The organism is Actinacidiphila bryophytorum (assembly GCF_016916835.1).
In the GTDB taxonomy this organism is placed as follows: Bacteria; Actinomycetota; Actinomycetes; order Streptomycetales; family Streptomycetaceae; genus Actinacidiphila; species Actinacidiphila bryophytorum.
Genome location: NZ_JAFFIX010000012.1, coordinates 48,800 through 62,397, shown reverse-complemented (window position 1 = coordinate 62,397; position 13,598 = coordinate 48,800). Strand labels below are relative to the sequence as shown.

11 protein-coding genes are annotated in these 13,598 nt (G+C 74.6%); 10 read left to right on the top strand and 1 reads right to left on the bottom strand.

Going from position 1 to position 13,598, the window contains the following annotated elements:
• The first annotated feature begins 238 nt into the window (after window positions 1-238).
• Genes JT723_RS19100 through JT723_RS19090 form a run of 3 tightly spaced genes read left to right on the top strand, consistent with a single transcriptional unit; the run spans window position 239 to window position 2,843 of the window.
• Window positions 239-1,363: a DegT/DnrJ/EryC1/StrS family aminotransferase gene (locus tag JT723_RS19100; RefSeq protein WP_205045902.1), complete on the top strand. Its 1,125-nt coding sequence runs from the start codon at window positions 239-241 to the stop codon at window positions 1,361-1,363.
• On the top strand, window positions 1,360-2,103 hold the full coding sequence (locus tag JT723_RS19095) for a hypothetical protein (protein WP_205045901.1): 744 nt from the start codon (window positions 1,360-1,362) through the stop codon (window positions 2,101-2,103). Before JT723_RS19100 ends, JT723_RS19095 begins: the two co-directional genes overlap by 4 nt.
• Window positions 2,103-2,843 (top strand): amidohydrolase family protein, encoded by a 741-nt coding sequence (locus tag JT723_RS19090; protein WP_205045900.1) that lies wholly within the window; start codon window positions 2,103-2,105, stop codon window positions 2,841-2,843. Before JT723_RS19095 ends, JT723_RS19090 begins: the two co-directional genes overlap by 1 nt.
• Window positions 2,844-3,725: 882 nt before the next feature.
• On the opposite strand, the gene JT723_RS19085 is transcribed toward JT723_RS19090, so the two are convergent.
• Complete coding sequence (locus JT723_RS19085; RefSeq protein WP_205045899.1) at window positions 3,726-4,685, bottom strand: dihydrodipicolinate synthase family protein; 960 nt, start codon at window positions 4,683-4,685, stop codon at window positions 3,726-3,728.
• Window positions 4,686-4,852: 167 nt separating this feature from the next.
• Here JT723_RS19085 and JT723_RS19080 point away from each other — a divergent pair, with 167 nt between their 5' ends.
• From JT723_RS19080 to JT723_RS19050, 7 genes are all read left to right on the top strand, one after another.
• Entirely contained in the window at window positions 4,853-5,836 is a 984-nt protein-coding gene (locus JT723_RS19080; protein WP_205045898.1) for an LLM class flavin-dependent oxidoreductase, read from the top strand.
• 130 nt (window positions 5,837-5,966) lie between these two features.
• On the top strand, window positions 5,967-6,944 hold the full coding sequence (locus JT723_RS19075; RefSeq protein WP_205045897.1) for a hypothetical protein: 978 nt from the start codon (window positions 5,967-5,969) through the stop codon (window positions 6,942-6,944).
• Window positions 6,941-7,948 carry a hypothetical protein gene (locus tag JT723_RS19070; protein ID WP_205045896.1) on the top strand — a complete coding sequence of 336 codons (1,008 nt, stop codon included), beginning with the start codon at window positions 6,941-6,943 and terminating at the stop codon, window positions 7,946-7,948. The genes JT723_RS19075 and JT723_RS19070 overlap by 4 nt, the downstream gene beginning before the upstream one ends.
• A gap of 13 nt (window positions 7,949-7,961) precedes the next feature.
• Window positions 7,962-10,016, top strand: a complete 2,055-nt coding sequence (locus JT723_RS19065) for an outer membrane protein assembly factor BamB family protein (RefSeq protein WP_205045895.1) — start codon at window positions 7,962-7,964, stop codon at window positions 10,014-10,016.
• A gap of 6 nt (window positions 10,017-10,022) precedes the next feature.
• On the top strand, window positions 10,023-10,976 hold the full coding sequence (locus JT723_RS19060; RefSeq protein WP_205045894.1) for an acetylxylan esterase: 954 nt from the start codon (window positions 10,023-10,025) through the stop codon (window positions 10,974-10,976).
• Window positions 10,977-11,032: 56 nt separating this feature from the next.
• Window positions 11,033-11,947: an N-acetylglucosamine kinase gene (locus tag JT723_RS19055; RefSeq protein WP_205045893.1), complete on the top strand. Its 915-nt coding sequence runs from the start codon at window positions 11,033-11,035 to the stop codon at window positions 11,945-11,947.
• Window positions 11,948-12,296: 349 nt separating this feature from the next.
• Complete coding sequence (locus JT723_RS19050) at window positions 12,297-13,589, top strand: hypothetical protein (protein ID WP_205045892.1); 1,293 nt, start codon at window positions 12,297-12,299, stop codon at window positions 13,587-13,589.
• Window positions 13,590-13,598 lie beyond the last annotated feature (9 nt).

Genomic DNA, 13,598 nt, shown 5'->3' with positions numbered 1-13,598 from the left:
GGCCGGAGGCTGGAGGCGATCCGGCCAGGACATCCAGTTACGGTCTAGACCGTAACTCCCCGGGCCTGCGGTGACAAGGATCTCGGGGCGGCATATCAGGCCCGGCGGTGCAGAGTTGGCCGGGCGGTGCCCGCCGGAGCGGTCGGCGGGTGCGCGGAGGTGTCTTGACGCCCCGTCGCCGTGCGACGTAACTTCCGGTCCAGGCCATAATCGCACCGCGCAGAAAGGACACGCCGTCATGCCCGTACGCGACAGGCCCCTTCCCTCCGTCCTCGATCCGCACGGCAGGACGATCGGCGCCGAGGAGCGCGAGGCGGTGCTGCGGGTGCTCGACTCCGGCGTGCTGTGCAGCACGTTCGGCCCCGAGGGCCGGGCGCTGGAAGCCGAGATGGCGCAGCTGTACGGGCGGCGGGCCGCGGTGGCGTGCAGCTCGGGGACGGCTGCGCTGCACCTGGCCGTCGCGGCGGCCGGGATCCGGCCGGGCGACGAGGTGATCACCACCCCCATCTCGGACTTCGGCACGGTCGCACCCGTGCTGGCCCAGGGCGGCCGGGTCGTCTTCGCCGACGTCCTGCCCGGCGACGGCAACCTCGACCCGGACGCCGTCGAGGCGGCCATCACCCCGCGCACCCGCGCCGTCATCGCGGTGCACCTCTTCGGCGGCGCGGCCGACACGGGGCGGCTGCGCCGTATCTGCGACGAGCACGGGCTGCTGCTCATCGAGGACTGCGCGCAGGCCTGGCTGGGCGAGGACGCCGACGGCCGGCTGCTCGGCACCCTGGGCGACATCGCCTGCTTCAGCCTCCAGCAGTTCAAGCACATCACCGCGGGCGACGGCGGCCTCGCGACCACCGACGATCCCGAACTCGCCCGCCGGATGCGGCTGTTCGCCGACAAGGGCTGGGACCGCACCGAGGGCCGCGTGCATCGGGAGATGGGCCTCAACTACCGGATCACCGAACTCGCCGCGGCCGTGGCCAGGGCGCAGCTCGGCAAGGTCGCCGAGGTCGTCCGGCTGCGCCGAGCGCACGCCGAGCAGCTGGTCGCCGCCATCGGCGGCCTGGACGGTGTCAGGGTGCCGCAGCAGCGGGCCGGGCACGCCTGGTGGCTCTTCCCGCTGCTGGTCGAGGACAACGACCGCTGGGCCAAGGCGCTCACCGCGGAGGGCGTGCCCGCGATGGCCGGCTACCTGGAGCGCACGCTGTACGCGAACCCCGTCTTCACCGGCTACCCCGCGGGCCTGTGCCCCGAGGCCGAGCGGATGGTCGACAGCACCCTGCTCGCGCTGCCGTGGAACGAGGCCTACACGCCCGCCGACGTCGACGACATCGCCCGCGCCATCCGCCTGGTCCACGCCGCATGAGCCGCTACGCATGGCTGGAGCCGAGCCCGCTGGAGCGCGTCGGCTGGGACGTCGACGTGCTCTACGGCCCCTGGCCCAGCCGCCACGCCGACGTCGGCCTGGCCGCGGTGCGCGAGCGGCTGCACGGCTCGCCCGTCCAACGCGGCCTCGCACTCAGCTCCCGCGGCGCCCTCTTCGACGCCGCCGCGGGCAACGCCCAGACCGTCGAGGACCTCGCCGGCTGCCCCGAGCTGCTGCCCGTCGGCACCGTCGACCTGCGCGACGCGCTGGCCGCAGAACCGCAACTGGACGCGCTCACCGCGGCCGGGGTGCGCTTCCTGCGGCTCTTCACCGTCGAGCAGGGCGCCGAGCCCGGCTTCCCCGGCTACCGGCACGTCGTGGACCTCGCCCTCGCCCGCGGCCTGGTGCTGCTGCACGACGGCGACGTGCGCCGCTTCGGCCCCGCACTGGCGGGCCGCGGCGCCCAGGTGGTCTTCCTCGACCTGCACGCCTACTTCCTCGCCGACTTCCTGCTGCTGGCCCGCGCGGAGCCGGGCTTCCGCGCCACCACCCGGATGCTGTCCGCGCCGGACTCGGTCGAGCGGGTCGTGGAGAGCGTGGGCGCGCGCCACCTGGTGTTCGGGTCGCGCACCCCCTTCATGGACATCTCGCCGCAGACCTTGCGGCTGCGGTACGCCCGCATCTCCGCACAGGACCGTGCGGCCGTCGCGGGCGGCAACGTCGAGGAGCTGGTGCGCTGATGCCGATCATCGATGTGCACGCGCACTGGGGGCCGTGGCCCTTCCACATGGACGTCGGCAGCACCCGGCTCAACCTGGAGCTGATGGACCGCTACGGCATCGACCTGCAGATCGTGTCGGCCGCCGAGGCGGTCACCTACGACGCGGTCGGCGGCAACGCGGCGCTGCGCGAGGTGCTCGGGGCCGAGCCGCGGCTGCGCGGCTACGCCGTCGTCAACCCCAACCGGGTCGAGGACAGCGCCGCCGACCTGCGCCGCTGCATGGACACCGGCCGCTTCGTCGGGGCGAAGATCCACACGACGTACCCGGGCCGGTCGATCGGCTCGCCGCAGATGCGCGAGACGTTCGCGATGCTGGACGAGGCCGGGGTGCCGCTGCTGCTGCACACCTGGGGGCCCGACGTGGCCCTGCTGCCCGGGCTGCTCGCCGGCCTCCCGCGGCTCCGCGTCATCGTCGGCCACGCGGGCGGCGACGCGTGGCAGGAGGCCGCCCACGCGGCGGCCTCCTGCGACCGGCTCTACCTGGAACACTGCCGCACGGTCGCGGACGCCGGCAGGATCCCCTACGCCCGCCAGGCCGGCGTCCCGGTCGAACGCCTGCTCTTCGGCACCGACTCCACCCTGGTCGACCCGTGCGTGGCCCTGGGCGTGATCAGGGACGCCGCCTTCACCCCTGACGAACTGGAACGGGTGCTGTGGCGCAACGCCACGGAGCTGTTCGCCCTGCCCTCGCCGACATGAGCCACCGCGGCGGGTGCCGCGAGCGCCCCGGGCCGCGGCTGCGATGTCGCGTCGGGCGGGGGGTGCCGAGTTGCGGCTGCGGCGGGGGCCGCGGGTGCCCCGGGTTCCATGGGGCGCGGCCGCGGTGTCACGTCCGGCGGACGGCGGCGGCGAGTCGCGGCTGCGGCGGGGCCGCGAGCGCTCTGGGGGGGTGGCTGGGAAGTCGCGTCCGGCGGACGGCGGCGAGTCGCGGCTGCGGCGGGTGCCGCGGGTGCCCCGGGTTCCATGGGGTGTGGCCGCGATGTCGCGTCGGGCGGGGGGTGCCGAGTTGCGGCTGCGGCGGGGGCCGCGGGTGCCCCGGGTTCCATGGGGCGCGGCCGCGGTGTCACGTCCGGCGGACGGCGCCGGGTCGCCGCGGCTGCGGTGCGGGGGGTGAGTGCTTCCGGGGTTCGGCGGTGTGGCCGCGATGTCCCGTCCGGCGGACGGCGGCGAGTCGCGGCTGCTGCGGCGGGTGCCGCGGGTGCCCCGGGCGCACTGGGGCGCGGCCGCGATGTCCCGTCCGGCGGACGGCGCCTGGCGTGCAGGATGCCTTCGGCTTCGGGCACCTCCGGGTGGGCACCCTGCAAGGGCGGCCTCCGCCGCGGGCGCCTCCCGGCGGAGGCGGGGGGACGGCGCACGCACCCGCCCTTCGGGCAGACGGGGCGACGTCGGGCGCGCCCAGCGCCGCTAGGCCGTGTTGTGGAAGTCCCGCCTGCCCCGCGACGCCTGGCACGCACGCTCGCTGCGTTGTCGGAGTCGTCCGAGTAGGCCCACTACGAGGACGACCCTCCGCCTTGCGATCGCACGCACCAGACGCCGCGGGGCCCGCCCTGTGGGCGGACGGTGCTACTTCCAAAACACGGCCTAGGCCTCCGTCGCCAGTTCCTCCAGGCAGCGCACCACGCGGTCGCGTTCCTGGGCGGGCAGCCGCGGGCCGTACGGGTCGTGGGCCGCGGACTCCGGCAGGAGGCCTTCCCACACCGCTGCCCACATCATGCGCTGCACATAGCCTTCGATCGGGGCGTAGAAGGTGGCCTCGGCGAAGTGGTCGAGGCGGTTCGACGCTCGGACGAAGGCGGCCTGGTCGCCGGCCTTCCAGGCGTCGAGGACCGCCGCGGTCAGCTCCACCTGGGCGGCGGCGATGCCGACCAGCGCGGTGTCCGCGCCCCACATCAGGGACGGGCCGAACATCCGGTCCTCGCCGGTCACCACCAGGCGCCCGCTGGGCTGGGCGGCCCGGATCGCGTCCTGGCAGGCCATCGCCCGGTCCAGGGTGGCGAGCTTGACGCCCAGGCACGCCGGCAGGGCGAGGAGGTCGCGGATCAGGTCGGGCGGGTAGGCGTAGCCGCCGGCCTCACCGTGCAGGTAGAAGCCGAGCACCGGCAGGCCGCTCTCGGCGGCGACCCGCTCGTGCATCGCCACCGCCCGGGCGTGGCCGTCCGGCAGGGCGGCGAGAGAGGCCAGCGGGTAGACCATCACGGCGTCCGCGCCGAGACCAGCGGCTGCCACCGCCATCCGCACCGCCGCGTCGACCGCCTCGTCGGGCGATTCCGGCTGCTCGCCGCGCGGCACCCCGACGCCGGCGACGACCGGCGTCGTCGTCGCGGCCCGCCAGGTGCGCAGTACCGCGGCCCGGTCGTCCTCGCCGAGGTGGAGGCCGCGTCCGGTGTGCGCCCAGACCGCGACTCCGCCGATGGGGCGGGCGGCTATACGGGCTGCGTAGCCGTCCAGGGCGTCGAAGTCGATCGTGCCGTCGTCCCGCATGGGCGTGAGCACGGCGGGCAGCGCGGTGCCGCGCAGCCGCTCGATCAATTCCTCTGCCATGGATCATCCCTTTCCCGCTGATGCTTTCTCATCCGCTCCCCGCACGCTAGCCTTTTCGGTCCAGACCGTAAAGACCGAACCTCGGAACCCGGCCGCCGCGGATCCGCAGCGGCACGAGGCCGGACCGCCACCCACCCAACCCCCGCCACAGAGAAGGGCGCCGACCGATGCGACTCGGCCTGTATGTCAACCTGTACGCCGACCGGGCCGACCGGCCCGGCCTCGCCGACGCCGTCGAGCAGGCCCGGCTCGCCGAGGAGGCCGGCTTCGACTGGGTGGTGCTCGGCGAGCGCCATCTGCACCGCCCCGGCTACCACGAGGCGCTGACCTCGCTGACGTGGCTGGCGGCGCACACCGACCGGATCGGCCTGGCGACAGCCGGCCTGATCGCCCCGGTCTACCACCCGGCCTGGCTCGCCGAGACCCTCGCGCACATCGACGTGCTGTCCGGCGGCCGGCTGACCGCCGGCTTCGTCCTCGGCTACCGGCCCGAGGAGTTCGCGCTGTACGGCACCGAGCCGCGCGACCGGGTGGCCCGCTTCACCGAATGCCTCGACCTGGTCAAACGGCTGTGGACCGAGGACTCGGTGAGCCACAAGGGCCGCTTCACCACGCTCGACGGGGCCTTCCTCTCGCCCCGCCCCGCCCAGCGCCCCCGCCCGCGGATCTGGAACGGCGGCCGGGTCCCGGCCGCCCTGGAGCGCACCGCCCTGATGTGCGACGGCTGGACGACGTCCTTCAACGAGACCGACGCGGAACTCCCGGCGAAGATCGCCGCCTACCGCGGCTACGAGCGCGGCCCGGACACCCTCGGCGCCGAGGTGATCGTCTGCCGCGAGGGCTACTGCGCCCCCACGGGTCAGCAGGCCCGCGCGGCGCTCGAGGAGCCGCTGCGCGGCCTGTACGACGCCTACGGCGACTGGAAGCGCACCTCGATGGACGCCGCCCGCTACGCCCAGGAGTGGGACGACATCGCAGCCCGCAGCGTCATCGGCTCCCCCCAGGAGTGCGCGGAACGCCTGGACGCGTACGCGAAGATGGGTGCCGACGGCGTCATCCTGCGCATCCAGCCGCCCGGCATGCCGCAGGCCGACGCGCTGCGGGCGATCGAGGCCTTCGGCAAGGACGTACTGCCGCGCCTGGCGGGTTGAGCCCGCGAGCCCGCCTTGGCATCCGCTGATCCCGGCACGGCCCGGCGTCTTGACGCCGGGCCGTGGGCGTCTCTATGTTCATGGCAATTACGGTCCGGTCCGTAAATGGTGGACGCGAGGAGCGAACCACATGAAGACGGCACTCAGCAGAAGCTTCGCAGTCGGACTGCTCGCACTGGCCTTCGCCGCCGCCGGCGCGGGAGGTGACGCCCGGGCCGCCACGGCCGTGCCGATCTCGGCGCCGGGCACCTACGCGAGCGACCCGTCCAGCACACCGTCAGGAGCCAAGACCACCCGGAGCCTGGGCGGCACGGTCCAGGTGCCGGCGGGCTCCACCCGCTACCTCAGCAGCAAGCTGTACGTCGACGACGCCGCGCAGGTCACCGAGGTGTCGCACATGATCTACTGCAAGCGGCCCGGCGAGAGCGCCGTCTACGCCCAGCTCGTCAGCGGCCAGAACGCGCTGGCGAACACCCCGACGACCATGCTCACCCGCGGCTTCGTCACCGCACCCGCCGACACGGCGCTGACCTGCTCGGTCTACGCCCAGTTCGTCAACCACGCGGCAGACTCGGCAGGTTCGATCGCCGTGCTCGCCTCGTCGTATCTCCAGGACGTCGACGGCGACATCGGCGCCGTCCGGCAGGCTTTCAGCACCAGCATGCTGGTCAACTCCTCGGCGAACGTGGACACCGTCGCCTTCACCGCACCCGCGGCCGCGACCGCGGTCCAGGCGATCGGCGACGTCAGCGTGACCGTCTGCTACGGCGCCGACGGCGGCCTGTGCCAGCGCTCGTCCGGTGCGCGGATGGACGGCACCAGCTCCTACGTCGGCACCCAACTGGTCCTCAACCAGCTGAACTCCGACGGGTCGGTCTGCCGCACCACGACGAACGGCGCGCTCAAGGGCACCACCGTCACCACCACCGTGCACCACTACCGCATCAGCACCTGGCTGACCGACGTGCCCGTCGACCCGGCGTGCACCTCACGCGACTTCGTCTCCTACACCCGGACGACCGCGAACGCGAACGCCAACTCCTTCAAGATCGAGGCCAACAACCAGACCGTAGGCGCAGTATTCGTTCCGTATATGGAGGAATCATGACCGAACGCTCCCGGTGGAGGCGTCTTCTCGTCCCCACGGCCATCGCCGCCACCGCACTGGCCGGCGTCATCGCCGACACGGGCACGGCGAGCGCGGCGACCTCGCAGGACTTCGGCCCGACCGTCGTCACCGGCATCCCCGCGGCCCCGCCGGTCGGCACCCCGGCGACCCAGCTGGTGGTGCCGATGGCGACCGTCTCGACCCCGGTCACCGCGGGCCGGACCGCCTACGTCTACTCGGAGTTGCGCGCCTACGACGCCGACCAGGTCAACCTGGTCGACAACGAGGTCCGCTGCTCGGGCGCCGGCGCCTCCAACGTCGTCATGGGGGAGAACGTGCTGCCCCCGACCGGCGACCCGGCCCACCGCGACATCACCGTCGTCACCCGCTTCCTGGTCTCCGCGACCAGCACCGGCACCCTGAACTGCACCCTCTACCTGCGCACCGCCTCGACCTCCAGTTCTGTAGCCCAGGAGACCGTCTCCGGCACCCTGCGCTTCGCCTCCACCTCCGTCGGCGAGGACACCAACGGGCTGGCCATGCAGCAGTCGCTGCCGGTGGGCGAACTCCCCGTCACCACCGCGGTGACCGCGCCCGTCGTGGACCGGACGCTGCCGCCCGGCTACAGCCAGCTGGCCGTCATCGCCGACGTCGAATACCACCGGTGCGCCGGCACGGACCCGTGCACCGCCAACTACTCCACGGCGTCCTTCACGCTCACCGCGACCACCTCGGGCGGCTCCTCGTGCGCGAGCGCACCGCCCGCCACCACGCAGGAGTCCGTGCCGCGCGGCGTCAACCACGCGGCCATCCCGCTCTACACCATCGTGACGCTGGCCCCGGGCTGCACCCATGTCCACGCCCAGGTGACGACCACCCATGTCGCGGGCGACACCGGCTCCGTCGGCGCCGCGGCGGCCGGTCTCACCGACTCCACCGGGCAGGCCGGATCCACCCCCAACCACACCTCGGCGATGACGCACCTCTTCGTCGTCCCCAGCTGAGAGAGGAAGACCTGTGCGGCATCCGAGAACGACGCTCCTCGCGGTGACCGCGGCGCTGCTCGCCGCCCTCACCGCGGGGGGCCTGCCCTCCGCCGCCGCCGCGGCACCCCCGGCCGGCCCCGCCCCAGTGGGGCCGCGGTCGCTGGGGGTGCCGCTGGAGGACACCCTCCTGATAGGCGGCACGGCCGGGACCATGGCCGACGGCCGCCACGTCATGTGGTCGGCGTCCTCCGGCACCCCGGCCGTACTGAACGCGGTCGACCCCACGAGCGGCGCACCGCTGCTGAGCGTCCCCCTCACCGGCGCGAGCGGCGCCTACGGGGTCGAGCAGGCCGCGGACGGCACCGTCTACGCGGGCACCTACGGCGACGGCAAGCTCTTCCGGCTGGCTCCCGGGGCGACCTCGGCCGAGGACCTCGGGGTGCCGATCCCGGGCGAGACCTACGTGTGGGGCATCGTCGTCGCCCCTGACGGCACCGTCTACGGCGGCACCTCGCCCGGCGGCAAGGTCTTCAGCTGGAACCCGCAGACCCGGGCCTTCCACGACTTCGGCGCCATGGCGGCGGGCGAGACCTACGTCAAGAGCATCGCCTACGCCGACGGCAAGGTCTACGCGGGCGCGTACGCGTCCTGGAAGATCACCGAACTCGACCCGGCCACCGGCGCCAAACGGCAGCTGCCAGCCCCGCCCGGTATGACCGACCCGGCCGGCAGGGTCGTCAACGACCTGCGCGCGTACGGCCACTTCCTCTACGCCCGCGAAGGCACCTTCCCAGGCCCGCTGAGGGTCTACGACCTGGCCACCGGCGCCTGGACCGACACCGTGGACGGCGCCGCGGGCCTGGACGTCTCACCGCCGGGGCCCGACGGCCGGGTCTGGTTCTTCCGGCAGTACGCGGCGGGCTCCGCGGAACTCGTCGGCTACGACCCGCAGACGCACGCGGTGCAGCGCACCGGCCTGATGTCGTACGGCCGCATCGTCAACACCCGCGGCATCGGATGGGCGCCGGTGGACGCCGACGGCTACCCCGGTGACAGCATCGTCGCCCTCGGCTGGCGCGGCCTGATGTTCCGCTACAACCCCACGACAGGGCAGTCCTCGACGGTGCGCACCAGCGTCGCGGGGCAGCCGACGCAGATCCTCGCGCTCGCCTCGGGACCCAGCGGCCAGGTGTACGCGGGCGGCTTCCTGCAGGGCGGGCTCGCGACCGTCTCGACGGCCGACGGCTCGGCGCAGTACCAGCGCTTCAGCCAGATCGAGTCGCTCCTGCCGACCCCGCAGGGCCTGCTCATCGGCGCCTACCCCGACGCCCGCGTCTACCGCTACGACCCGGCGCAGCCGTGGTACAGCTCCGAATACTCCGACGAGGCGCCGAGCGGCACCGAGAACCCGGTCAAGCTCCTCGACCTCCACTCGCACGTCCAGAGCAGGCTGCAGGGCCTGGCGACCACGGCGGGCCGCGTCGTCACCGGCTCCACGCCCTCGGGCGACACGCTGGGCGGGACCCTGTCCGTCCTGGACGCGAAGACCGGCGCCGTCGAGAAGGTCCTCGACAACTTCGTCACCGACGAGGGCATCACCTCGCTGACCGCTCGCGACGGCGTCGTCTACGGCACCACCACCGTCGCAGGCGGCCTGTCCACCACCCCGACCACCCAGGACCGGGCCACCGTCTTCGCCTACGACGTGGTGACCGGCCGCAAGCTGTGGGAGGTCAACCCCTCGGCGAGCGCGGCGTCGATCAACGCCATCACCTTCGACGCGCGCGGCCGGCTCTGGACGGTCGTCGACGGCGACGTCCTGCGGCTCGACCCCGCGACCGGCCGCACCCTGCACCGGCTGGACACCACCGCGGGCAGCGGCGGCGCAGCAGCCGCCCAACTCGCCCTCGGCGCCGGCGGCACCACGCTCTACGCGCTCGTCGGCGGGCAGCACGTGGTCGCGGTCGACACCAACTCAGGGAAGTGGCGCCCGTTGCTGGACCAGCCCGCCCTGCGGATGGTCTACAACGCGGGCCGGCTGGTCTTCGCCGACGACGCGGAACTCGTCTCCTGGAAGGTGGGGTAGCACACCGTGCCGGTTGTCGACCTGCCCCCGACCGAACTCGACCGCTACAAGCCGGACCTCACCCACGAGCCCGACTTCGACGCCTTCTGGCGGGACACCCTGGACGCGGCCCGCGGCGCGGGCGGCCGTCCCGCGGCCGGGCGGGTCGACACCGGCGTGCGCGCCGTGGACACCTACGACGTGACCTTCCCCGGATGGGCCGGCGAGCCCGTCCGGGGGTGGCTCGTCGTCCCGAAGGGGCGCACCGCCCGCTGGTGCGTCGTGGAGTTCCAGGGCTACGGGGTCGGGCGCGGGCGGGCACACGAGCACCTGCTGTACGCGGCCTGCGGGATCGCGCACTTCGTGGTCGACGCGCGGGGCCACTCGCGCGGCGACACCGGCGACGTGTCCGCGCTCTCCAGCGGGCCGCACGAGCCCGGCTTCATGACGCAGGGCGCGCACGACCCGCACGCGCACTACCTGCGGCGCCTGATCACCGACGCCGTCCGGGCGGTGGACGCCGCCCGCGAACTGGTCGGCGCGGAACTGCTCGCCGCAGCAGGGCCGAGCCAGGGCGGCGGGCTGGCACTCGCCGCGTCCGGGCTCGCCACGGGCCTGGACGCGGTGCTGCCCGACGTGCCCTTCCTGTGCGACCACCGACGCGGCGCCCTCGTCTCGGACCGGGTGCCCTTCCGGGAGGTCGCCCAGTTCCTGCGCAAGCGGCCCGAGCTGGCCGAGCAGACCTTCAGGACGCTCAGCTACTTCGACGGCATGAACTTCGCCGCCCGGGCGAGCGCGCCCGCGCTGTTCTCGGTGGCCCTGATGGACCCGGTCTGCCCGCCGTCCACGGTGTACGCGGCCTACCACCACTACGCGGGCGAGAAGGAGATCCGGGTGTACCCCTTCAACGAGCACGAAGGGGGCGGCGCACTGCACGCCATGGCCCGGGTCGAATTCCTGCGCGGTCTGGGCGACTTCTGAACACGCGGGGCCCGGCCGAGGGGGCCGGCCCCGCGACCGATCCCACGGGAGACCTCTTGACCACGACCGCATGGGTGGCCGTCGACGGCGGCCAGTCCGGCACCCGCCTGGCGGCCTCCGACGGCCGCCGCGGCGCCGGCCCCGGATTCACCCACGGCGGCGACCCGGTCGCCACCAACCTCAGGATCGTCGCCCGGGCCGCCGCGGACGCGGGGCTCACCGGCCCGGTCGGCACGGTGTGCCTCGGCCTGACCGGGCTGCCCGCGGACCCGGCGGCGCGGGCCGAACTGGCGGCCAGGATCGCCGAGTTGCTGGACGTCAGCGGGGAGGTCAGGCTCTGCGACGACAGCGTCACCGCGCACGGCGGCGCGCTCCCGGAAGGCCGCGGTGTCGTCCTCGCCGCGGGAACCGGCGTCATCGCCCTGGCCGTGGGCGACGGCGTCGCCCGCCGCTTCGACGGCCACGGCTACCTCTTCGGCGACTGCGGCGGCTCCTTCGCCATCGGCCGCGCCGCCATGGCCGCGATCCTGCGCGCCCGCGACGGCCGCGGCCCCGCGACCGCCCTGGCAGGCGCCGACCCCGGCGTCCTGTACGCCTCACCCACCGTCGTGGACGACGTCGCCCACCTCGCCCCGCAGGTCTTCGCCGCTGCGGCCCAGGGCGACCGCGTGGCCCGGCAGATCGTCGAAGCGGCAGCGGCGGATCTGGCGGACACGGTCACCGCTGCCGTCCACGCGTTCCCCGGTACGTCCGAGGTCCCCGTCGCCTTCACCGGCGGCCTCTTCGCCGCCGGCCCGCAACTGCTCACCCCGCTCCGCGCGGGCCTCCCGCCCCGCGCCAGCCTCCACCCGGCCCCCGGCCCCCCGCTGACCGGCGCCATCCGCCTGGCGTCGGCCCCGCTGGGCCCGTACGCGAGCCTGGTCTCCCGCCACGGCCAGGACGCACCGGCGGGCGTACCGTCCGGTGCGTAGTTCGGCGACTCCCGCCGCCCACGACCTTGTTGCCGGGCGGCCGGCTTTCCCGCCGTCGTGGCTGGGCGCGCAGTTCCCCGCGCCCCTGGGGGGTGCCCCTTGCGGTGCGTTGCTTTCTTTCCGCCCGTTCGGGCTGGGCGCGCAGTTCCCCGCGCCCCTGAAAAACGCGCACCCTCCTGCGCAGAGGGCGCCGCCTGAAAGCGCCCTGCGGGAAGAGGGCACCCCCAGGGGCGCGGAGGAGCAGACGCACGTGAGCACGCCCGACCAGCCGTCCCGCCCGGGTGTCGGATCCGCACATCACCCCGTTGCCGGGCGGCAGGCGGGATCGACGACTCAGGAGATGACGCACGTGAGCACGCCGGATCTGCTGGTGGCCGCCGCCACCGCCGACATCACGCCGCCCGCCGGGCACCTCCTCGGCGGGTACGCCGATCGCACCGCACCCGCCACCGGGACGGCGGACCCGTTGCAGGCCACGCTCATCTGGCTCTCGGGTCCCGCGGACCCGGGTGTGCTGTGGCTGACGCTGGACGCCGTCGCCGTCGACACCGTCCTCGCGTCCGCGCTGGCCGCCGCGGTGGGGTCGGCCGTCGGCATACCGGCCGACCGGGTGCTGGTGTGCGCCTCGCACACCCATGCGGCGCCGGTCGGCTGGGCGGGGGAGATCTCGCCCGCGGTGCCGGGCGTGCGGGAGCCCGCGTTGGAAGCGGCGCTGGTGGCCGCTGCTGCCGCGGCGGCCCGCCCGCTGCGGGAGGGCCGGCGGGCGGGGCGGCTGGCCTGGGCCGGAGCCGACGCACCCGGCGTGGGCGCCAACCGGCACCGCCCGGACGGGCCGCACGACACCAGCTCCGGCGTCCTGGCCGTGCACACCGCCGACGGGCTGCTCGCCCTGCTGCTCGACCACGCGAGCCATCCCACCGTCCTCGGCCCCGGCAACCTCCGGTACTCCGCGGACTGGCCCGGCGCCACCCGCAGGGCGCTGGCGGCGGCCCTCGGCCCCGGCGTGGCCGTCGGCTTCCTCCAGGGCGCGGCCGGCGACGTGAGCCCGCGCTTCGTCCGGCGCGGCAGGCAGGCGTCGGAGGTCGACCGGCTCGGCGGCCTCCTGGCCGGCCCGGTGCTGCGCGCCCTGGCGGACGCGAGCCCGCTCCCCGCCGACATCCCCCGGTTGCGCCGGAGCCGGGCGCAGGTGCCGGTGCGCCGCCTGCCGTCGGCCGCCGAGTCGGCGCGTACCCTCGCCGAGGCCAGGTCGGTGGTGGCGGCCCTGCCCGGGCAGGACACGCCCGCCGCACGCCTGGCGCAGACCCGGTTGCAGGGCGCCGAGACCGCGGAACGCCTGCGCGCCGCAGGCCTCCCGGCGTCGCTGAGCCTCCCGATCGGCGTGGTCACCCTGGGCGCGGACCACGCCTGGCTGCACCTGCCGGTGGAGCTCTTCGCGTCGCTGGGCCTGCGCCTGAGGGCGGCGAGCCCCCGCCCCGAGACCCGGGTCGTCGGCTACACCGACGGCTACTTCGGCTACGTCCCGGACCGCGAGGGTGTGGAGTCCGCCTGCTACGAGGCCCTGACGAGCTACGTGACGACGGAAGGCGCCGAAGTCCTGGTCGCCGCCGCCGGGTCGGCACTCCGGCACGCGGCCGGAAGGTGAGCGGCCGGC

What these genes read in the sequence shown, in the direction of transcription:
- JT723_RS19080 (WP_205045898.1), top strand. Translation starts at nt 4,853, where the DNA reads ATGCGACTCGGCCTGTATGTCAACCTGTACGCCGACCGGGCCGACCGG.
- JT723_RS19095 (WP_205045901.1), top strand. Translation starts at nt 1,360, where the DNA reads ATGAGCCGCTACGCATGGCTGGAGCCGAGCCCGCTGGAGCGCGTCGGC.
- JT723_RS19100 (WP_205045902.1), top strand. Translation starts at nt 239, where the DNA reads ATGCCCGTACGCGACAGGCCCCTTCCCTCCGTCCTCGATCCGCACGGC.
- JT723_RS19085 (WP_205045899.1), bottom strand. Translation starts at nt 4,685, where the DNA reads ATGGCAGAGGAATTGATCGAGCGGCTGCGCGGCACCGCGCTGCCCGCC.
- JT723_RS19070 (WP_205045896.1), top strand. Translation starts at nt 6,941, where the DNA reads ATGACCGAACGCTCCCGGTGGAGGCGTCTTCTCGTCCCCACGGCCATC.
- JT723_RS19090 (WP_205045900.1), top strand. Translation starts at nt 2,103, where the DNA reads ATGCCGATCATCGATGTGCACGCGCACTGGGGGCCGTGGCCCTTCCAC.
- JT723_RS19075 (WP_205045897.1), top strand. Translation starts at nt 5,967, where the DNA reads ATGAAGACGGCACTCAGCAGAAGCTTCGCAGTCGGACTGCTCGCACTG.